Annotated in this window: 22 protein-coding genes and 3 pseudogenes; 6 read left to right on the top strand and 19 right to left on the bottom strand. The window is 59.1% G+C overall.

Features of this window, described 5'->3' with window-relative positions; genetic code table 11:
- Positions 1-12 precede the first annotated feature (12 nt).
- The 7 genes and pseudogenes from LRP59_RS01190 to aat all read right to left on the bottom strand — a co-directional run bounded on the left by LRP59_RS01190 (position 13) and on the right by aat (position 7,211).
- A complete protein-coding gene (locus tag LRP59_RS01190) occupies positions 13-1,161 on the bottom strand; it encodes an acyl-CoA dehydrogenase family protein (RefSeq protein ID WP_002514161.1) in 1,149 nt (382 codons plus the stop codon).
- A 225-nt stretch (positions 1,162-1,386) separates the two neighbouring features.
- Positions 1,387-2,145, bottom strand: a complete 759-nt coding sequence (locus LRP59_RS01195) for an IclR family transcriptional regulator (RefSeq protein ID WP_002520811.1) — start codon at positions 2,143-2,145, stop codon at positions 1,387-1,389.
- A gap of 119 nt (positions 2,146-2,264) precedes the next feature.
- The gene (locus LRP59_RS01200) at positions 2,265-3,590 is read right to left on the bottom strand and encodes a DUF4921 family protein (protein ID WP_002514163.1); all 1,326 of its coding nucleotides are present in this window, start codon (positions 3,588-3,590) and stop codon (positions 2,265-2,267) included.
- Positions 3,587-4,861, bottom strand: a complete 1,275-nt coding sequence (gene serS / locus LRP59_RS01205; RefSeq protein WP_002514164.1) for a serine--tRNA ligase — start codon at positions 4,859-4,861, stop codon at positions 3,587-3,589. The genes LRP59_RS01200 and serS overlap by 4 nt, the downstream gene beginning before the upstream one ends.
- Before the next feature lie 86 nt (positions 4,862-4,947).
- Positions 4,948-5,766, bottom strand: a complete 819-nt coding sequence (locus LRP59_RS01210) for a DUF2382 domain-containing protein (RefSeq protein ID WP_002514165.1) — start codon at positions 5,764-5,766, stop codon at positions 4,948-4,950.
- Positions 5,767-6,012: 246 nt separating this feature from the next.
- Positions 6,013-6,278, bottom strand: a pseudogene (locus LRP59_RS12060) (prephenate dehydratase).
- Positions 6,279-6,479: 201 nt separating this feature from the next.
- Entirely contained in the window at positions 6,480-7,211 is a 732-nt protein-coding gene (gene aat, locus LRP59_RS01215; protein WP_148378632.1) for a leucyl/phenylalanyl-tRNA--protein transferase, read from the bottom strand.
- 525 nt (positions 7,212-7,736) lie between these two features.
- On the opposite strand from aat, the pseudogene LRP59_RS01220 reads away from it, so the two are divergent.
- Together LRP59_RS01220 and LRP59_RS01225 are read left to right on the top strand one after the other, a co-directional pair.
- A pseudogene (locus LRP59_RS01220) lies at positions 7,737-7,946 on the top strand (sialic acid synthase); the annotation flags it as partial.
- Complete coding sequence (locus LRP59_RS01225) at positions 7,944-8,429, top strand: siderophore-interacting protein (RefSeq protein ID WP_254935088.1); 486 nt, start codon at positions 7,944-7,946, stop codon at positions 8,427-8,429. The pseudogene LRP59_RS01220 and the gene LRP59_RS01225, both read left to right, overlap by 3 nt.
- 53 nt (positions 8,430-8,482) lie before the next feature.
- Here the strand turns inward: LRP59_RS01225 and LRP59_RS01230 are convergent, their stop codons facing one another.
- Both LRP59_RS01230 and LRP59_RS01235 read right to left on the bottom strand, forming a co-directional pair.
- Positions 8,483-9,337, bottom strand: coding sequence for an undecaprenyl-diphosphate phosphatase (locus LRP59_RS01230; RefSeq protein WP_002514168.1), 855 nt, complete (start codon positions 9,335-9,337; stop codon positions 8,483-8,485).
- A 211-nt stretch (positions 9,338-9,548) separates the two neighbouring features.
- Positions 9,549-10,067: a ferritin gene (locus tag LRP59_RS01235; protein WP_148378635.1), complete on the bottom strand. Its 519-nt coding sequence runs from the start codon at positions 10,065-10,067 to the stop codon at positions 9,549-9,551.
- Positions 10,068-10,078: 11 nt separating this feature from the next.
- Here LRP59_RS01235 and LRP59_RS01240 point away from each other — a divergent pair.
- Positions 10,079-10,310, top strand: a pseudogene (locus LRP59_RS01240) (hypothetical protein).
- Positions 10,311-10,397: 87 nt separating this feature from the next.
- Here the strand turns inward: LRP59_RS01240 and LRP59_RS01245 are convergent.
- The 5 genes from LRP59_RS01245 to rpsF all read right to left on the bottom strand — a co-directional run bounded on the left by LRP59_RS01245 (position 10,398) and on the right by rpsF (position 13,160).
- Positions 10,398-11,036, bottom strand: a complete 639-nt coding sequence (locus LRP59_RS01245) for a hypothetical protein (RefSeq protein ID WP_002514170.1) — start codon at positions 11,034-11,036, stop codon at positions 10,398-10,400.
- 322 nt (positions 11,037-11,358) lie between these two features.
- Entirely contained in the window at positions 11,359-11,808 is a 450-nt protein-coding gene (gene rplI, locus LRP59_RS01250) for a 50S ribosomal protein L9 (RefSeq protein ID WP_002514172.1), read from the bottom strand.
- Positions 11,809-11,821: 13 nt separating this feature from the next.
- Positions 11,822-12,061: a 30S ribosomal protein S18 gene (gene rpsR, locus LRP59_RS01255; protein WP_002514173.1), complete on the bottom strand. Its 240-nt coding sequence runs from the start codon at positions 12,059-12,061 to the stop codon at positions 11,822-11,824.
- A 126-nt stretch (positions 12,062-12,187) separates the two neighbouring features.
- Complete coding sequence (locus LRP59_RS01260) at positions 12,188-12,742, bottom strand: single-stranded DNA-binding protein (RefSeq protein ID WP_002514174.1); 555 nt, start codon at positions 12,740-12,742, stop codon at positions 12,188-12,190.
- Between the two features lie 127 nt (positions 12,743-12,869).
- Positions 12,870-13,160 carry a 30S ribosomal protein S6 gene (gene rpsF / locus LRP59_RS01265; protein WP_002514175.1) on the bottom strand — a complete coding sequence of 97 codons (291 nt, stop codon included), beginning with the start codon at positions 13,158-13,160 and terminating at the stop codon, positions 12,870-12,872.
- 171 nt (positions 13,161-13,331) lie between these two features.
- Here rpsF and LRP59_RS01270 point away from each other — a divergent pair, with 171 nt between their 5' ends.
- Positions 13,332-13,535 carry a hypothetical protein gene (locus tag LRP59_RS01270; RefSeq protein ID WP_002516461.1) on the top strand — a complete coding sequence of 68 codons (204 nt, stop codon included), beginning with the start codon at positions 13,332-13,334 and terminating at the stop codon, positions 13,533-13,535.
- A gap of 146 nt (positions 13,536-13,681) precedes the next feature.
- Here LRP59_RS01270 and LRP59_RS01275 read toward each other — a convergent pair whose 3' ends face one another.
- The 3 genes from LRP59_RS01275 to LRP59_RS01285 all read right to left on the bottom strand — a co-directional run bounded on the left by LRP59_RS01275 (position 13,682) and on the right by LRP59_RS01285 (position 16,215).
- The gene (locus LRP59_RS01275) at positions 13,682-14,065 is read right to left on the bottom strand and encodes a rhodanese-like domain-containing protein (protein WP_002514177.1); all 384 of its coding nucleotides are present in this window, start codon (positions 14,063-14,065) and stop codon (positions 13,682-13,684) included.
- Between the two features lie 177 nt (positions 14,066-14,242).
- A complete protein-coding gene (locus LRP59_RS01280) occupies positions 14,243-14,704 on the bottom strand; it encodes a PTS sugar transporter subunit IIA (protein WP_002514178.1) in 462 nt (153 codons plus the stop codon).
- Between the two features lie 23 nt (positions 14,705-14,727).
- Positions 14,728-16,215 (bottom strand): PTS fructose transporter subunit IIC, encoded by a 1,488-nt coding sequence (locus tag LRP59_RS01285; protein WP_002520819.1) that lies wholly within the window; start codon positions 16,213-16,215, stop codon positions 14,728-14,730.
- Between the two features lie 51 nt (positions 16,216-16,266).
- On the opposite strand from LRP59_RS01285, the gene LRP59_RS01290 reads away from it, so the two are divergent.
- Complete coding sequence (locus LRP59_RS01290; protein WP_002514180.1) at positions 16,267-16,458, top strand: hypothetical protein; 192 nt, start codon at positions 16,267-16,269, stop codon at positions 16,456-16,458.
- 138 nt (positions 16,459-16,596) lie between these two features.
- Here the strand turns inward: LRP59_RS01290 and LRP59_RS01295 are convergent, their stop codons facing one another.
- Together LRP59_RS01295 and LRP59_RS01300 are read right to left on the bottom strand one after the other, a co-directional pair.
- Positions 16,597-18,537 (bottom strand): long-chain fatty acid--CoA ligase, encoded by a 1,941-nt coding sequence (locus tag LRP59_RS01295; RefSeq protein WP_002520821.1) that lies wholly within the window; start codon positions 18,535-18,537, stop codon positions 16,597-16,599.
- Positions 18,538-18,604: 67 nt separating this feature from the next.
- Positions 18,605-19,402 (bottom strand): deoxyribonuclease IV, encoded by a 798-nt coding sequence (locus LRP59_RS01300; RefSeq protein WP_002514182.1) that lies wholly within the window; start codon positions 19,400-19,402, stop codon positions 18,605-18,607.
- Between the two features lie 111 nt (positions 19,403-19,513).
- Here LRP59_RS01300 and LRP59_RS01305 point away from each other — a divergent pair, with 111 nt between their 5' ends.
- Entirely contained in the window at positions 19,514-20,323 is an 810-nt protein-coding gene (locus LRP59_RS01305; protein WP_002520822.1) for an SDR family oxidoreductase, read from the top strand.
- Position 20,324: the final 1 nt, after the last annotated feature.

Here is a 20,324-nt window from a genome sequence, read left to right on the forward strand (position 1 = left end):
CGGACACAGACGTCAGCGTGACCGGTTAAACAGCTGACGCGCGATAACGATCCGTTGGATCTGGTTCGTGCCCTCGTAGATCTGTGTTACCTTGGCGTCCCGGAACATCCGCTCGACAGCAGAATCCTTGGAATAGCCGATGCCACCGAGCAGCTGAACTGCATCTGTGCACACTGCCATCGCTGTGTCGGAAGCGAAACATTTGGCCGCCGCGCCGAAGTAACTCACATCGTCAGTCTGGCGCCCACTACGATCAGCTGCAGAGTATGTAAGCGCTCGCGCCGCCTCCAAACGCATTGCCATGTCTGCGAGCATGAACTGGATTCCCTCAAAATTGGACAGTGGCTGGCCAAACTGCTTGCGCTTCTGGACGTAATCCGTGGCAATGTCTAAAGCTCCTTGGGCAATTCCCACTGCTTGAGCAGCAATCGAGACACGAGAGTTATCAAGCGTACCTAGAGCAACACTCAGACCGTGCCCTCGACGGCCAATTACTCGTTCCTTGGGGATACGCGTATTCTTGAAAACCACTTCCCTGGTAACTGACCCGCGTATCCCCATTTTGTGCTCTGGAGCCCCGTAGCTAATGCCTGGGTCATCTGCATGGACCATCAACGCGCTGATTCTGTGGCGCGGATCGTCTGGGTCAGTAACCGCAAATACCACCAGGTACTTGGCCTCGCCAGCCTCCGTGACCCAAGCCTTAACGCCATTCAGGACGAAACTGTCCCCATCTTCGTCGGCTCGACACTTAAGTGCAGCTGGATCTGATCCAGCATCAGCCTCGGAGAGCGCATATCCGAAAAGTGCCTTACCCGAAGCAACTTCAGAAAGATAACGTTTCCTCTGCTCCTCGCTACCGTATTTGAGGAGAGGGACGGTACCAAGCTCATTGGACGATATGACGGTGGACGACGACGCACAGACTCGAGCGACCTCTTCCATGATTATTGCGGACGCAATCGCATCCGCACCGTCGCCACCATACTGCTCTGGGATTCCAGGAGCCGCGAAACCCGCCTCAACGAGAGCATCATACTGCTGCTGCGCAAATACTCCTTTATCGTCGACTTCTGCAGCGTTGGGAGCAAGCTGCGACTCAGCGAATTCTCGAACAAACTGGCGCAGCATTTCATGCTCTTCTGACAAGTGATACAGCATTCTGACTCCACATCATCATCGATCGCGCTTCCGGCTTCATTGCTTTCAGCATTTCTCTTACAAAAAGCAAGATACTAAGCAGCATCGAAAGCACGCAATACTGTGACACCGTCAGCTGTTTCACATAAGAAATAGTCAGTTCCAGATGAGAAACACCGCCACAATTTAGTGATAAATCTGACGCAATTTCTTGTACAGTGTGATCTTTATATCAATTTCGGCAGCTCAGCGCGCACCCAGTCGATACTGGATCGCTCGAGCAGCCGCGAAGAGATGGCTAAGGAGCGCCTGATCGAGCTGGCTGCTCTCAAGCGCCGTTCTGTACGTCGTAGCAAGCGAAGCCAACGGATAACCCGAGACATCTACAACTGGGACAGCCAGAGTCGACCATCCGACCGTCACCGAATCGATTTCGCGTGCCCACCCGCGTTTTCGTGTTTCAGCGAGCATCGCATGAAGCTCAGTAGTCGACGTCGGCGAGTTTGAATGACCAGCCGACAATTCAGCCGAACTCGGATATAACGCATCCACTTGAGTCCATGACAGGCAGGACAGCATCGCCCTCCCACTCGCAGTAATTTCAGCCGGGAGTCGAACACCGACCTCAGTTATGAGTGAGGGGGTATGAATACCACGCTGCTCCACAACGTATATGACTTCAGATCCTCGAAGTAATGCAAGATGAATACTCGAATGGGTTTCGTCCACAAGATGGTCGATAATCGGGAGACTCACACGGCGCAACGGCTCCTGCCGTTGGTACGCAGCAGCCAACTCGTAGGCCGCTGGGCCAAGCGAATACCTACCCAACTCTGAATCATGGACGGCGTAGCCCTCGCTCACGAGCGCAGCAAGTATTCGGTACGTCGTAGTTCTCGGAATGCCCAGCCGCCGCGCCAAGGCACTTGCATATTGTGGCTCAACATGCTCAGACAAAGCACCCAATACCTCAAGTACCGTAATTGTTGACCGGCTGGGTTCCATGAACACAGGCTAGCTACTTCCCCACCTGGTCTCGATGTGGGTCCCATGATCACTGCGCGCAGTGCTGGTGATCCATGCACAATCGAGTATGAGCTCGGGCGCTAAACTGCGCCTACCTCTCACCTCTCCCGGGTCACGGCTAGCACTCCCCTGGGGATCTCGCATTCGTCCCCCAAGTTCATCGCCGCGATTCGCCCAGCTGCCCGCGCCTCAAACAACTTCGGCAACAGCATGGCGGCCAACGTCGTCGGTGAGATGGTATTGACGTAAATCTTCGTCCCGCCCTCAAATCCGGCCAGGGTCGAGGTTCTCAGCTTAAGGATGATCCGCCACGGAACCGGCACTCCCGTACCCATCGGGCGGTAATGCCACTCCTCATTGGCAGGCACATCGTCGCTGACGGCTACGTGCGCGGCATGCAGGAGATCTGAGACGGCGTCAATTCCCTCATCGTCAACCCGCCAGGGCTGATCAACCCGGCTCGTCGACCACACCTCCACCGACGGGTAGCGATGCCCGAATCCAACCGTCATGACGGCGCCGTCATTGCAGGCCAGCACTAGACCATGCTCTACCGCAAAGTCGGGTCCCCATCGATTAAAAATGCCCGGGTCGAGGACAGCCTTCGGCAGCACCGACTCGTTATCGGCACCGACCTCGTCAATTGCCACCACCTGCTTATGCAAGTGGTCGATAGAAGCCCCAGCCGGCTTAAGCCAGTTCTGGAAAACCACCACATATCGCACATGTTCGTTGTGACGATGCAGCTGAGCCATTGAATCGACGGTCAGCGCCATGAACGCCCGATGCTCGTTGACGGTAAGACTCGCCGACCCAGCAACGTCGGCGGTTGTCGTGCCCTCATCGGTGTAATGGCGACGAGCGACGATGACGTCATGTCCGCCGGCAAAGAAGGCTGCGGAAGCCTCGCGTAATTCTTGGGGACCGAGGTCCTCGGCGCGCCGGTCTGACCCCACCGCCTTGAACTTGACGTTAAGGACCGACCTCACGTGGGCCTCCCCTGACGGGTTAGACAGGTATTCCTCCTGCCAGTCCCGCGCCGCCCGAGGCAAGCTCATCCCCCAGTTGAGCTGCCAATACCGCCACGACAGAATCTCGAAAAGATTGGGGACGCGTCGAAACTCCGGGACCGTCGCGTCGAGTCGGTCAGCCGGAACGCAACGGATAAGATCATGACCGCGCACCAGGCCGCCCGCTCGCTTCACCAGCCGGGTCTTCTCCGGCGGCGTAGACAAACAGTTATCGGGACAGAACACGCACGCGGCACGACGGTCATGGTCGGTCAATTCCCGAGTTTGCTCGGCTGGCTTACCCAGTGGGCGCGCACCGCGGCCCGGAACCGTCCACACTTTCGTTCCGGTAAACGGGTTAACCTGCTTAATCGTGCCGTCGGGCAGCTCCCGGTAGTACGGGTCGTCGTTCACTTCACAGGCTCAATGAACTCACGCCCACCCAGATAAGGACGCAGTGCCTCGGGTATGCGCACCGAGCCATCAGCCTGCTGGTGGTTCTCCAACAGCATGATGATGATGCGAGTCATCGCGCATAAGGTGCCATTGAGAGTGGCCAGGGGTTCAACGCCGTCAGGTCCGCGATGGCGAATAGACAGGCGTCGGGCCTGGAAGGTAGTGCAGTTCGACGTCGAGGTGATCTCACGATAGCGGTTCTGGGTTGGCAGCCAGCCGTAACAATCGAACTTGCGGGCAGCGGACAGACCCAAGTCACCGGAGGCAACGTCGAGCACCTGGAACGGGATTTGTAGCGCGGTGATGAAGTCCTTCTCGAAACTCAGCAACTTCTCATGCCAGGCCTCAGCCTCCTGAGGTAGGCAATAAACGAACATCTCGACTTTGTCGAACCAATGAACGCGAAAGATACCGCGGGTGTCCTTGCCATACGAGCCAGCCTCGCGTCGATAGCACGGAGAAAAGGCGACGTAGCGTTTGGGCAACTCGGCATCGTCGAGAATCTCGTCAGAATGGAAAGCCGCTAGAGCCACCTCGGAGGTTCCGACAAGATACTGGTCATCCTTAGGCAAGTAGTAAACGTCATCGGCAGCTTGACCGAGGAATCCAGTGCCCTCCATAGCCGACGGCTTGACGAGGGCCGGCGGAATCATGGGGGTGAATCCCCACTGAGCCGCTTTGGACATCGCTAGGTTGAGCAGCGCGAATTCCAACTGAGCGCCAACGCCGGTGAGGACATAGAACCGGGATCCAGAAATCTTTGTGCCGCGCTCCATATCGATAGCGCCGAGGGCTTCACCGATCTCGAGGTGGTCCTTGGGCTCGAATCCTTCAGCAGCAAAATCACGGGGAGTCCCGACGGTTTCCTTGATGACACCTTCATCCTCGCCACCAGCAGGAACCCCGTCAATAACGACATTGCCGAGAGTCTTGGCAATATCGGTGAACTTGGCGTCTGCCTCGTCCGCGGCCTTCTTGAGGTCAGCAACCTCACCGGAAATCGTTTTAGTACGGGACAGCAACTCCGCCTTCTCGTCACCGGATGCTTTAGCGATCCGTTTGCCGAGTCCCTTCTGTTCTGCACGCAGGTTCTCATGGGCAGCAATAGCCTCACGACGAGCCTCATCTGCGGCGACAACGTCGTCCACGACCGAGGGGTCCTCGCCGCGGGCGACCTGGGAGCGGCGAACGGCGTCCGGATCCGTTCGCAGGAGCTTGGGATCGATCATGTGGCCGATCCTACCGGCCTAACGGCATCCCGACGCAGACAGAGGCCCAGGTCGTAGGGACCTGAGCCTCACCCGTCGTCAGTACATCACTTGGTGTGCTTGGCGTTATCGATGTCGATCTGCTCCTTGGCAACCTTGCCGGACACGGTCTCGGTGTCCTGCACGGCCTCCTTACCAATCTTGATCTTCTCGACGCCGACAGTCTCTTTATTGACGACCGGGCGCTCCTCATGGGTCACGATGTCCTGGGTGCCCTCGGAGAGCTTGGCATCGTCAGCAGCGACCCTTTCGTCAAGGGGAACGCGCTCGACGTGGATCTCCTCACGCTCAACCGGAACCTCCACGGTCTCGGTGTCGTGAACGACGTGCTTGCGGATCCGCATGCGTCCAGTCTCGACTCGCTCCTTGCCCACGTTGAGGCGCTCCTCATGGCGGACGACCGAACCATCCTCGGCGACCGGGGACTTCTGATCAGCCGTGGTCTGAGCCTTGGTATCAGCGGCAGATTCGGTATTGGCAACCTTCTGACCAGCAACACCCTGGTTGGTGTTTGTATCGGCGGCCTTCGAATCCGAAGCGAAAGTGTCTGGGTAGTAACGGTAAAGCTCGTCAGTCTCGTCCTCAGAGAGGTGACCGTCGGGGTCAACGTTCGGGGCGTCCTTCACCTTGTCCTTGGTGTAGGGAGCGCGGATCTGGTCGCCTGAGGTCTCCAGGCCCTTGAAGGGGACGAAGGTCTCATTGCGTCCGAAAAGCCCGGTCTTGACGGTCACCCAAGCCGGCTGGCCTGAGGCGTCATCGAGGTATACCTGACCGATTTCGCCGATCTTGTTACCGGACTGGTCAACAACACTGCGGCCGTAAAGAGCGTCGATAGTAGCGTTCGTAGGCGTCTTGTCATTCGTCATTCTTATGTCCCTTCGTTTTAATTTCTACCACACCCCGCCGGGGAACCGAACGGGCTCGGTTGATGCCTTCAACGATACGGACCAGAGAGTCACACACAAACCATCCTGACGACCGACTTCTACCGAATTCTCCAAACCCTTGTTTCGACAACCTAACTATGATAAAATGCGCGACTTTCGGGAAGGCGAGGCCGTCATTGTTGTCCAGCAACCTGGACAATCTACTCCTCTACTGCGGCATAGTTCTCACCACTGAAACCACAGACCACGCTGGGCCCTTCTAGCAAGGTAAAACCCCTTGTGAAACAGCTTTTGATAGAACCGAAGGAAGATCACTACATCGACCGATTCGATACGTCCCTTTTCAGTGCATCAACCATCCTCTCGTCCTCGACATAGCCGATGGTATCGGTAGAGAAGCAGCACTGACCGAGGCGGTCCTCCGCGAGACGGGACTCAATTCTCGACACATTAATTTTCCGGAAAGTGAAATGCTGCAAGATTTCCAGCAAGGTACCCGGATGGCCGCTCGAGGAACGACGACAACAGCGGTTCGATCATCGCCGTTCGAGCCATCATCTGACCGCTTCTTACAAGCAGTACGAATCGCGTTACGGAGTCAGTATTATCGGCATTTTCTGTACTTAAGCTGTGAGCCCACATATCGTTTCCGCAGCCGCTGCGCATACTGCGGTCTCGAAACCGCGACTCCGCTAGTTGGGCATTTTTCGCAATCGCTCGAGTAAGTGACCGCCATTCCACGCTGGGTCATCTGGACTCGTCCACTGTGGGCTCGGACGCTCAAGGGCGTCGGAAAGAAGGGCAAGGTACTCAGCACGGTCCACCTCAATGACGCCAAGACTGGCCAAATGTGGGGTGCTCCACTGCACGTCGAGGAGACCAGGGCCGAGTTCGCAGACCAACCTCATCAGAGCCGTCTTGGAGGCATCACGGCCATACTCCGGGTCGTGAAACATAGACTCACCACTGAAAAATCCCCCAACATTGACGCCGTAGAGGCCTCCTACCAGACGGCCTTGCGCGTCCCACGTCTCAACTGAATGGGCCCACCCACGATCATGGAGATACCGGTAGACTTCCATAACCCGATCGTCAATCCAGGCATAGGGGCGCGTCGGGTCTGCACACCGCGTAATGACCTCATCAAAGGCACGGTCGACGGTCGTCGTGTGGTGTTTGGTCGTTTTGCGCAAGCTGCGGGCAACCTTAAGCCGGCCGGGCAGCAGGATGCCACGGCGCAGGGGAGACCACCACGCCGTCGCACCCCGGAGTTCCTGCGACACCTCATCGTCGGTAATGGGCATAGGAAAGACACCTTCATGGAGGGCCGCCAACACTAGGTGCGGGCTGAGCACTCCTGTGATCGCGATAAGGTCGTCGTCAGGCCATTGATCCGGGTCTCCGAAAAGTTCTGGAACCGTCACTGACCTGACCTCCTGAGTTCGCTGCCGGTCTATTGTCCACCCGGCGGCAACACATCAGCGCCTATATGTGGGGTCCCCTCACGCCTCGCCTGCTCCTGTACCCCTTTCCCACTCCCGACGGACACCGCTCTGCTACCCGGCGATTTTTGTCAGCCAACGTCAGAACCAGGCACTCCAGTGCCCCTTCCCCGGCTGTGCTGACATTTTTCGCAGCACGCCTCGGTCAGCACCGTCACCACCCCTATGAGGACTCAGAAAGCTGAACTCGGAAACGACATTGGTTGAAATTACATCCATGTGAGTTGTCCCCAGTTGGTGGATAACCCTGTGGATAACTCCCAAGGAAGCTTGTTTCGGACCCTCGGGTACCCCCGCTCGGCAAGGACCTCCGCCCATTTAAAAACTCAACCGTTTCGTAATTGCTGTAACCTGACCCCCATGGCCAAAACCCAATGTCTCGCACGGATCCGCGAGGTCCGCCATGACATCCCCCATGTCATTTCGATCGACTTCGGGCCATGCGGTATGCCACCTATCACCTCGGTCGACGACCACGTCAAAATCGTCCTGCCAGCTGATAGCTCTGACTTGCGCCAACCCGTCCGTGACGATGCAGCACTGCCGCTTCTACGCACATACACCCGGCGCAGGTGGTTCGAGGATGGGTCGTGGGGCATTGACGTCCTGCAGTTTGGCCCTGAGGCCGGGGCCGAAGCCCATCGTGGGCCCGGCATGCAGTGGTCCCAGGCCGTCCAGCCGGGAGATCAAGTCGCGGTTCGTGGGCCGGGCGGTCATTGGCAGACGCCCGACGACATCTGCCACCTGCTCGCCGTCGCCGACGCGGTGGCCCTCCCCGCGGTCGCGAATGCCCTCGCCGCGCTGCCGACATCGGCCCGAGCGACCATCGTTCGTGTCAACGGCCGCCATGATTATCCCCTCCCCCTGACCGACCGTGTCACCGTCGTGACGGCGCCTCGCGACCCCGACGGGATCGTCGCCACCGTCCAGGGCCTAGACCTTCCCCAGAACACCCACGCTTTCGTTCACGGAGAGGCCGCCATGGTCCGTCCGATGCGCCGCCATCTGCGGCTAGAACGTGGGTTGCCCAGGGACCGCATTCACCTGTCGGCCTACTGGTTCGCTGGTCGCGACGCTGACGGTTGGCGCGCAATAAAGCAGGACTTCAACCGCTCCATGGAGGCCGAGTCGGGAGACTAAGAGCCGTCCACCTGGGGCATTCCCTGCTCACACCAAACTTGTCGCATTTCAGGTCAGGCGGTGACGACGTTGGACAGAATCAGACCAATCATGATGAGCCCCACGACGACGCGGTACCACATGAACCCAGTGAACTTATTCGACGAGATGAACTTCAGCAGCCACGCGATGGAAACGTAGGCCATGATGAGGGAGACCATGGTCGCCAGAATCGTCGGTCCCCAACCGATCGCGACAGCACCACCTTGAGCGATGGAAATGTCACTAGCGGCGGAGACCGACTCGTAAATCCCGGCCGCAACCAGCGCCGGAATGCCCATGAAGAATGAGAGTCGGGTGGCTGTGGCACGGTCGAACTTGCGGAACAAACCGGCAGAAATCGTCGCACCCGAACGGGAGATACCAGGAAAGAGCGGGGCCAGAGCCTGGAAACACCCGATAACAATGGCGTCGACGATGCCAATCTCTTTCATGCCCCTGTTGAGGCCCAACTGACGATCGCCCAACCACATCACACCGCTCCAGAGGATAAGAGCAATGGCGACCACCCACAGAGAGCTCAGCGTGGTCTCGATGGCGTCCTTGAATACCAGCCCTACGACGCCTACCGGAATCGAGCCCAAGATGATTCCCCAGCCGAGGGTGTAGTCCGGGTCGTCACGGTCTTCTTTGTGGGCCAGACCCTTGCACCATGCGACGACGATGCGCACGATGTCAGACCAGAAATACAGAATGGCGGCAATGATCGCACCGACCTGAATGATCGCGGTGAAGGCAGTGATCCCGGCACCCTGGATGTCGTATCCCAGCAGCTTCTCCACGATACGCAGATGTCCGGTGCTGGAGACAGGCAGGAACTCGGTGATGCCCTCGACTATGCCGAGGATGATGGCGTGCAGCCAGTTCACGGATGAAAACCTCTCGATTGGGGGCCGTGCGGATGGGGGGCCAGTGCACCCGGGCTCACACATTAGACGCTGAGAGCGACAACGTCCGCATCCCTGTCACCTCATATTGGCAGCCGTGATCGGGACCGGGTTCCCGTTCGTTACGCGCGCCACAACCGCACAGCGACCATGGCGCAGGCCGCGCATATCGTTTCCCGAAAGAGGTCTAACGTCACCCTTCGTTTTCGGTGGACTCCACGTTGCGGGAACCAAGCTCGGCGTCGAGACGGAGCAACCCCGGGCCGTCGTCCCCAATGAGTTCAATGCGACCGACGATTTCGCCAACGGTCACCTCTTCCTCGATCTGCTCATTGATGAACCACTGCAACAGCGGAATCGCGTCGATATCACCAGCTGAGGTGCAGGCACGGTAGAGCTCGCGAATAGCCTCAGACACTTTTTCCTCGTGGGCCAGAGCAGCCTGGAAGATCTCCAGTGCAGAGAGGCCGGCTTCAACCTCAGGGGCCTCGATAGTGCCGATACGCGGATGGCTACCGCGATCGAGGGTGTGATCAATGAACTTGTTGGCGTGAACGATCTCCTCGTCAGCCTGATGGCGTAGCCATGCAGCCATCCCGGAAAGATTCTGTGCGTCGGCCTCGATAGCCAACTGGCGGTAGGTCATGTCGGCAGTGAGTTCGAGGGTGATCTGATCGTTGAAAGCTTTGAGGATGTCATCGGACATGTTCATGTCTCAATGTTATGTGGGCGATCCAAGCGCAGGCCAGTGACCGGTGGATAGGTGTCGAAAAAAGTCACCTCGGGTCACGCCGCATCATCTCAGTGACCCTTCTCTACTCGAGGCGACGTTTTTCGCACTTACTCACTCTCGCCCCTGGCTACGAGTCCCCAGCTCGGTGCCGAAGGCCTTCAAGGCTGGGTCATCCGCACCCGCTTAATGATTTCCCGCGGCCATGGATTCCTCGCCGCCTAGGCCCGCACCCAGGCGGCGATGCCCGGATAGCCCGCAGTGGCGAGGGAAATCTGACGGTACGTGAGATCGGCGATTTTCGCCGCCTAGTCAGGGCCACAGACGGTAGGTGTGGCCATCACCTACCCGCCAGACTGAGACCCCTGCCACCCCCACTTCCAAAGACCCCACGCCAGCGACAATTCTGACGGCTCGCCCTTGTAGTTCGGGCGGAACTTGATACCCCATCGTGACGTGGGGATTCCACCACTTAGGGCCGTAATAGTTGAAAGCGATGACCCCCGCCGCAGCCAACCGCCGGTGCAGCAACTCATGAGGTCGCCGGAGGACCTCCGGTAGACAGGTCAGCGCGCGAAAACTACCAACAGAGGGAGGTGCGGAACACAATTTCGGCTTCCCCTCGCTCGAGGTGTCAAAAATCGTCACGGGGTCAGAAGAGGTGGGGTCGTGAGGGCACAACCCGACGACGCCGTCGGAATTAGGAAGGCGACATGATTTCGTGAGCGTGATTCTCTCGGGCCACCCGACATCAACAAGATGAGAGTCGACTCCCTCCATGGTCGAAACCGCCGCGACCGTGATATGGGCTGGCTGGTGCAAGACAGGTACGCCAACTGCCATGAGCTGGTCCCGGATACCTTGAAGGATCTCTTGGGCCTTGTCGTCGAGGGTAAGGGACAAGGTGTGGGTGAACACAATACCGGGCTGCCAGTCGACGTCGTCTGTCACAACTCACCCCCTCACATGTGTTATAAAGCTGTGAACACTGTCACCTTTTCCTTCAAGGACGGGCCCCGTTCCAACCACGACGCTGAAGGAGGTGCCAACGGTGGCAAGTGAAACACAGCGCGAGGAGCACAGTGCCGGACGAGCTGCACTCAACACCATCGCTACCTGGGGTTGGCACATCATCTTTGGTATTGGCGGCCGCGCGCGAAACCCCTGAAGCACCGTAATGAGATTACTTCGTCATTTACTTTCGCCGGTGGTGACGGAGCAAAGGGAGGGCACCCAGTTGGATGCCCTCCCTTATGTCTGCGTGTACGTCAGATCACGCGGCGGGAACAGTCTCGACCGTGACGTGACCCTTAATAGCGTCATGCAGCTTGACGCCGACAGTGTGCTTGCCGATGGTCTTGATCGGCTTAGTGATCTCGATGGACCGCTTCTCGAGGGCGGGGCCACCGGCCTTCCTGACTGCCAGCGCAATATCGCCAGGAGTCACGGCCCCGAACAGACGACCGTTCTCGCCGACCTGGACAGTCACCTGGACGACCAGGTGCTCCAGCTGCGAGCGGATCTGCTCAGCCTCCTCCTTGGACTTGATCTCCTTAGCCTTACGGGCGCGAGTGATGTCCTTGATCTGGGCCTCAGCACCGCGCGTCCACTTGATGGCGTAATTCTGCGGCAGCAGGTAATTACGGCCATAACCGTCCTTGACCTCGACGATGTCACCGGGGACACCGAGCTTGGCCACCGGAGCAGTGAGAATGAGCTTCATGTCTTCCCCCTTCTCAGCGAGCCGTCGAGGCGTACGGGAGCAGTGCGAGTTCGCGTGCGTTCTTAATCGCAATAGCGACCTTGCGCTGATCCTGGACAGACAGCCCGGTGACGCGACGTGCGCGAATCTTGCCTCGCTCAGAGATGAACTTGCGCAGCAGGGCGGTGTCCTTGTAGTCGACCGCGCCAATATGCACGGTCTTGATGGGGACGACCTTCTTCTTGTTCACAGACTTGCGCTGTGGACCGGCCATTGTGGTGCTCTCCTTCGTATGAAAGCCCGGCTCTTGCCGGAATGTGCCTTGTCCGCGACCCCGAATAGGGGCGCCGAACCTGATGTTTGTTGATGACGCCGCTTGTCAGCGGTGTAGCCCTACCGATCAGAACGGGGGCTCGTCGGTCTGGGCTGAAGCCCAGGGATCGACTCCACCACCACGGTTGGCGTCACCGTTGTTATAGGACCCCTGGTTCCCGGGGTTTCCACCCCAGTTACCACCCTGGCCACCATTGCCACCAGACCAACCGCCTTGGCCACCAGCGGAGTTTCCACCCCAGTTACCTCCGCCGGAGGACTGGTTACGCGAAACCTTCGCCGCAGCGAATTTCAGCGACGGACCAATCTCGATGACGTCAATCTCATAGGAGGTGCGACGGTTGCCGTTGCGGTCCTCATAGGAGCGAGCCTTGAGGTTGCCGTTGACGATGACGCGCATTCCCTTGGACAGGGACTCAGCGACGTTCTCGGCGAACTGGCGCCACACCGAGCAGTTGAGGAACATGGCCTCACCGTCACGCCACTCATTAGTCTGTCGGTCAAAGGTTCGCGGGGTTGATGCCACCGTGAAGTTCGCGACAGGCACCCCGTTGGGGGTGAAGCGCAGCTCAGGATCGGCGGTTAAGTTGCCAATCACCGTGATGGGTGTTTCGCCAGCCATGTCAGTCTCCAGATCGCAGTAGTTCTAGTAGTTTGCAATCACTGGTTCCAGTGTGCCGTTCACCCTGGACAGTCTCCCATGTATCGCCTGGGAAACAGGGCAAACAGACTTGTGGGACCCGCGATCCTCAGTGGATCTCGGGACGCATGACCTTAGTGCGCATAATCTTCTCGTCGATGGCGAGAAGACGATCCAACTCCTGGATGGTCGCGGGCTCGCAGGTCGCGTTGACGACGACGTAGATGCCTTCCGACTTCTTCTGAATGTCGTAAGCGAGACGACGCTTGCCCCACACGTCGACATTGTCGACGGTGCCCTTCTCGTCAGTGATGACCTTCAGGTACTTCTCCATGAGGGAATCGACCTGACGCTCTTCGACGGTCGGATCAATGATGATCATGACCTCGTACTTACGCATACGCTGACTCCACCTCCTCTGGTCTCAGCGGCCACGGGTACATCCCGTGGCAGGAGGGCGAATGCCACCGATCGGGGTCTTCCCGATCGGCCAGCTGTCATGACAGGCAGCTAGTGAAGAAGGATACCGGGCTACCCGCCGTTCTCCGAATTCAACACATTGCTACGGCTATTGCAACATGGCGATCCCATCCGATCTCGCTCACTACCTGGCCACACCGACGGATCGAACCGTTCCGCAACCCCACACCGCCGCTACCAGCTGCCTTCCACCGGCGGTGATCCCGCGATCGGTCTACCCGGAATTGCCGGGATCGTCGGCCTGGGAGCAGTCATCACCACGACAGTCACGGCCACCCATAAGTCGCGCCGCTGACGCATGACGACGCATCTCCCCCTCACCGATCGGTAAGAGGGAGATGTTTTTGTGGGGATTGTTATGGAGTACGCCGGGGTGGAACATAGCCTCTGTTAAGGAGGAAGTGCGGCGCAGACGCTGACACCCGTTTCGCGAGGTTAGCTTCAGCGACCTCGTGGCGGACCAGGAATGAGAATCTCCCCACCCGCGCGCCAAGCATGCAGCCCGGAAGCGAGAAAGTCGCAGTTGTAGCCCTTTTCCCGCACCGGAGCTACCAGATGACCGGACCGAAACCCCGTGTCACACACCAGGATGAAATGGGGGTTGGGTTCAGCCAGCGGGTCATCGCCATACACAGCGGTGAAGGGGTCAGCGAGCAACTCCTTAGGATTAACGAGCCGGGCCCCGGGCGCATGCCCGGCTTCATACTCACGAGCTGTCCGCACATCAACGAGTACCGCACCCTTAGCGAGAGCGTTCAGGACGTCCGGGAGGTCAAGGCCGCCCTCGGCCATCCCATGATTCATCAGCAGGTCACGCAATCCCATGGCTGCACAGTTTAGGGAACCCTGCCGATCGGTGATTCACACCCCGTCCAACTCATCCGATGGCGAAAATTCCCGACACGGCACGGCCCGGGGAACGGTGGTGCCCATCCCCCAGGCCAGCTGACAAAAATGGTCACTCCCGCCCGACTTCGTCAAACATCGTTGGGCCGGAATATGTCAGGCGCTGATGCCAGCCAGCACCTCGCGAACTTCCTGAGGAGTAGGGGCAGCCAGGAGCTGGTTACGGAAATCAGCCTTGACTAGGGAACGCGCCAACGAAGCGAGAATCCGCAAGTGTTCATTACCAGCGGCAGCCTCGGGAACAGCGATGAGGAAGACCAGGTTGGCCAAAGAACCGTCCGGGGCTCCCCAGCTCACACCCTCGTTGCTACGGGCAAAAGCCAGTGCCGGGCGGTCGACACCGTCGCACTTACCGTGCGGGATAGCGATGCCGTCGCCGAGTCCTGTGGTGCCTGCCTCCTCACGGGCGCGGACCGCTTTGATAAGCATGCCGCGGTCAAGCAAGGCGCCACTAGCATCGACGAGATCGACCATCCTCTCGATAGCGTCGTCCTTGTCTCCTGAGCTGAGGGATAGATCGATAGATCTCTCGTCAAGCAGATCTGCGATGGTAGCCATGTCATAACTCCTTTCGAGGTGACTCACGCGGTGACAGCGCGATCCTTCTTGCGGGCGGCAATTCTCTTGAGGGCCAGGGACATGAAAGCCGTCACCAAAGCGCCAATGAGGATCGCCGTAAAGAACCCAAGCAGAGGCTTGCACGCTCCGAGAACACCGACAATCGGACCGCCATGCATGACGACGTCATGAACGCCAAACATGCCAGCCAGCACAGCGGCAACGGCTCCACCCACCATGTTCGACGGGATCACGCGGGCTGGGTCAGCCGCGGCAAGGGGGATCGCACCTTCGGTGATGCCAAACAAGCCCATAAAGAGGGCAGCAATACCGGCGTCACGCTCTTGCTTGGTGAACAGACGACGATCGATGAGAGTGGCCAGGCCCATGCCGAGCGGGGCAACCGGGATGGCAGCCGCGGCCAGTCCCATGACCTTGCCCTGATCAACGGCAATCATGCCCCCGGCGAAGAGGAAGGCGACCTTATTGACTGGACCGCCCATATCGAAGCTGACCATGAGGCCAATGATGATAGCGAGGACGGTTATCGACGACGTTGTCATGCTGGCCAGGAAGTGGGTTAACCCGTTAAACAGGGCAGCTAGCGGACGGCCGAGCACATAGACGTACAGCAGCGAGACGATCGCAGTGCCGAAAATCGGGACGATCAGGATCGGCACGATCGGCTTGACATACTCGTGCCACGGGATCTTCCTCATCCACTTGGCGACGTAGCCAGCGATGAAGCCGATAACGATGGCACCGATAAATCCGGTATTGAGGCCGGTCTTTGTGCCACCGGGGCCTGTTGTTGTCAGGTAGGGAAACTGTGCGCCGCTATTGGCGATGAAACCGGAGACCATACCGACGACAAGACCAGGACGGTCAGCAATGGCCTGGGCGATGAAACCGGCGAGTATCGGGATCATGAGGGAGAAGGCCAACGTGCCAACTTGCAGGATAGTCTGCCAGAAACTGTCCTCAGGAACGGCGACGCCACCAGCAGTAGGTTTACCACCGATGCCCAAAGCCAGAGCAATCATGATGCCGCCGCAGACCACAAACGGGATCATGTGGGACACGCCAGCCATGAGGGCGGTGTACAAGGTGTGACCAACGGACTCCTTGCCATCCTTACTGGCCGAGGTAGTTCCCGTTTCGGCGGCTGGCTCGTCGGAAGGTTCGGCAGCCCCAGCGCCCCCACGGGTCGGAGCGGTTAAGGCCTGTTCCAAAAGCTCGGCTGGGCGTGAAATACCGTCCTGAACGCCGGTTACCAGGACCCGCTTGCCGTCGAAGCGGGACAGATCGACCTCAGTGTCGGCGGCAACAACCACAGCATCAGCCTCGCGAATGTCATCAGCTGTGAGCTCGTTCTCAACACCAATCGATCCCTGGGTCTCGACCTTGATCTGGTTACCGGTCTCCTTGGCGGTTTCCTCCAGCTTCTCGGCAGCCATGTAGGTGTGGGCAATACCGGTCGGACATGCTGTGATTCCGACGTATTTCTTCATCGTTCTCCTTGTTGAGGGGGCGCGCTCGCCCGGCTGCCAGCGAGCGCTGGAATGGTTGCCGCCGACCTCCATGGCCGGCGTAGCCCCACCGGCACCGAGCCATCACACGGCGACGTGGGCGCCCGGAAAGCCACCTTGTTCAGCGGGGTCGGCACTCATCAAGATTCTACTCCTGGCCTTGTCACCGGGACCCATGACCTGGCGACGAAAAACCCCGGCCCAGGCGAGGGCGGGCCACAGTAGTGCTGCAACTACCCTCGTGCCGACAAAAATTGACACGCTCCACGGGTACCACCCAGCAGATGGATCCGATCGTGGTGCACCGCACCGACGCACTGCGCCAACGGAACAACGCCGAGCGAACCCGCCCGCGCCCCCGAATCAGTGCTTGGAGTCTCTTTTACCAGCCCTTCGTCGGGCCGCAAGCCGCGCGTACATCTCTTCAACGATCTCGGTGAATCTCTTCTCCACCTCACGTCGGCGTACCTTGAGGGTTGGAGTGAGCAGTCCGTTGTCTGTGGTGAACTCGTCCCACAACACTCGCAGATCACGAATCTGCTCTTGATGAGGCAATTTCTCGGTGATCTCGGCCACCCGGCGACGAATTTCCTCCGCTAGCTCCTCGGAACGTAGCATTTCCGGGCCCGTCATTGAGGTGATATGCAACCTCTCGGCCAACTCTTCTACCTGAGGCAGCGACGGCTTAACGAGCAGAGTCAGGCACGGACGGTTATCGCCCAGCAACACCGCGTGTTCGAAGAGGGGGTCCTTCATGAGCGAATTCTCGATCGGCTGAGGCGAAATATTCTTGCCGTTAAGGGTGACAATGATGTCTTTGAGGCGATCGGTAATGACGAGAAAACCATCTTCGTCGATGTGCCCAATATCCCCAGTGTGCAACCAGCCATCTTCGATTGCTGCGGCAGTGGCCTCAGGGGCCTTCCAATATCCTTTCATGACGTTGGGACCGCGGTAGAGAATCTCCCCGTCCTCAGTCGTTGTCATCTGACTACCCACTAGCGGCCTGCCAGCAGTGCCGAACTTGTATCCGCCTGGAGAGTTGAAGCTCACCAGCGGGGAGGCCTCTGTCAGCCCGTATCCCTGGCACACCAACAGCCCGCAGGCGGCGAAGAACTCTTCGACCTCTTTGCGCAGTGGAGCTCCGCCGGCCGCAAGCACAGTCTTGGGTCCACCGATGGCGTCACGGATGGCCTTGAGGACGAGACGATCGGCAACCCCGTGACGCGCTCGTAAAGATACGCCGGGGCGCCGTCCCTCCTGCTCGGCTTGCCACCACTCACGACCAATCCGTATTGACCACTCAAAGATTTTGAGCTTGGCCGGAGAATCAGAAACCTTCTCACGGGCCACGCTCATGACTTGTTCGTACAGTTTCGGCACTGAGACGAAAAGGGTTGGGCGGACCTCAGTCAACATTGCCGAGATCGTTTTCGGGTTGGGCACGAAGGTATTGAGGCAACCATGTCGAATCACCGCCATCGACCATCCCCACTCCAGAGCGTGCGAGAGCGGCAGGAAGCTCAGCGAGTGATCAGCTGAGGTGACGTCGAAGAAGGCGTCAAGTGCCTGCAACTCAGCCAACGCGGCCCGATGGCTGATCATGACCCCCTTGGGCTCACCCGTGGTTCCCGAGGTGTAAATCAACGCGGCAACATCGTCGGGGCATGACTGCCCCATGCGCTCCTCGACGACCGCCTGTATCTCCTCCGAAACCCCAGCCTGACGCACCTGTTCCAGGGACAGCACCGTCAAACCGTCATGATCACCAACCTGATCTGCCGGATTTATCAGGATCACCGTCTCAAGGCCGGGCATCTGATCGCGGGCCTCGAGAATACGGTCGAGCTCCTTGGGACCAGCCGTGACGATGACACGCACCCCAGCATCAGTGACGATGTGAACAATCTGATCAGGGGTCGACGTCGGGTAAATCGGCACCGGGATCACGCCAATCGTCATGCCCGCGAGATCAGCCTCGATCCACTCCGGGCAATTACCGGCGAACAGAGAAATACGATCCCCGCGCTGCAGGCCATCCTCGGTGAGCAGCCCGGGAGTGACAAAGGCTCGGGCGAGCCCGGCGACGCGACGCCCAGTCTCCACATAGGTGCGGATAATCCACTGACCGCCCTGACGAACCCGAGTAGCGGGACGGAACCCGTGGTTGGTAACCGTGGCGCGGAACATGTGGGCGAGGTGGCTCTCAATGAGGTTCTCCCCCGGTACAGGTTTACCGAGAAGCTCCCCGGCCGGGTCAAGTTCAGCTCTACCGGGCTGATGTGTGCTCGCTGCCATGACCATTCTCCCTTACCGGTATCGACCTAACCCCCCATCGTAATGTCCTGCGATCACCCCGCGCAGGTGCCGGTCACAAGCGCTCACGCAGCCAGGCGATGTCGCGGGCCTGGCCCTCAGCCTCCCCTGGGGTCTCGACGACGACCGGGGCCTCCGCAGCACGGATGACACCGACGAGGGTATCGGCCTCGCACTGACCCTCCCCCAGGTTGGCGTGGCGATCCCGCCCCGACCCGACAGCACCCTGAGAATCATTAGCGTGCACCAGGTTGATCCGACCCGTAATGCCACGCACATCGTCGACCAGACTCGCCATGTCGAGACCGGCCGCGAAAGCGTGGCAGGTATCCAGACAGAACCCGACGTTCTCGTGCCCTGACGCGGCACCGATGGCCTCCCACGTACCCGACAACCTCTCCAGGAACCGCGCCATCGCATTGTCCCCACCGGCGGTGTTTTCGACGAATAGCGGCACCGACATTTCAAGGCCGTCAATAGCCTTGCGCCAGTTGTCCTGACCTTTCTCAATCGGCTCCCCGGCACGCACGTGGCCACCATGGACGACAACCCCCATCGCCCCAACTTCAGCAGCGGCATCCAGGGTCTGTTGCAACAGTTTGCGACTAGGAATGCGGATACGGTTATTGAGGGAAGCGACGTTGATAACGAAAGCAGAGTGCACAACCAGCGTCAGCCCAGCCTCCCCAGCGGCCTCCCGCAGCGCCAGCGAGCCGCCGGGAAAGTCACACACCGGCTTCTTCCAAGACTTCGGATCGCCCAGGCTGATCTGAGCGATGTCGGCTCCACGTGCTGCCGCCTGCGTTACGGCGTCAGCGGTGTCAACATGACCGCCAATGATCCACTTCGTCATGTCGATACTGTGCCATGAGGTAGCGACTGTCCGACGTTCGTTATGACGGAACGCTGATGAAAGTCGCTGCGATGATGGTGACCATCCCCGCAGTGCCGTAGATTGGACGGTATGGCAACGAGCATGGTCACGGGCGGAACATCAGGCATCGGCCGCGAATTCGTCACCCAACTGGCTGCCCGCGGCGACGACATCGTCATCGTCGCCCGCGATACCGAGCGCATGGCCGCGATCAAGGCGGACGTTGAGGCCCGTTACGGAGTTTCCGTCGAGACCATTGCAGCAGACCTATCGCGCCGCGAGGACGTCGACCAGATCGCCACCCGGGTGGAGGACCCCAACCACCCCGTCGATCTATTGGTCAACAACGCTGGGTTCGCAGTGCACGCCAAGATCCTCGACCCTGAGGCCCTTGAACTACACGACCGCGCCGTCGAGGTCATGATGCAGGCAGTCCTGGTGCTCTCAGCAGCAGCAGGACGGGCCATGAAGGCCCGAGGGCATGGGGCCATCCTCAACCTTTCCTCGTCAAGCGCTTGGATCAACACTGGCAATTACTCAGCCATCAAAGCGTGGGTACTCACCTTCACCGAGGGCCTGTCCAACGAGCTGGCCGGCACCGGCGTCAAGGCCATGGCGCTGTGCCCGGGATGGGTACACACCGAATTCCACTCACGCGCCAACGTCACCGCCAACCATCTGCCGGACTTTTTCTGGATCGACGCCGAAGTTCTGGTACGCGAGGCTCTCAACGACCTTGACCATGACAAGGTAGTATCCATTCCTACCCCGCTCTGGAAGTTCTTCATCGCAGTGGCCACACATACCCCACGTTCCGCTATGAGATTCCTGTCACGAACTCTGTCCTCGTCTCGAGACAAGGACGACCATCCTCGACACACTCCGGGAGGCGAGGCCTGAG

The sequence above is a fragment of the Cutibacterium sp. 37298 genome (assembly GCF_023838685.1).
GTDB lineage: Bacteria > Actinomycetota > Actinomycetes > Propionibacteriales > Propionibacteriaceae > Cutibacterium > Cutibacterium acnes.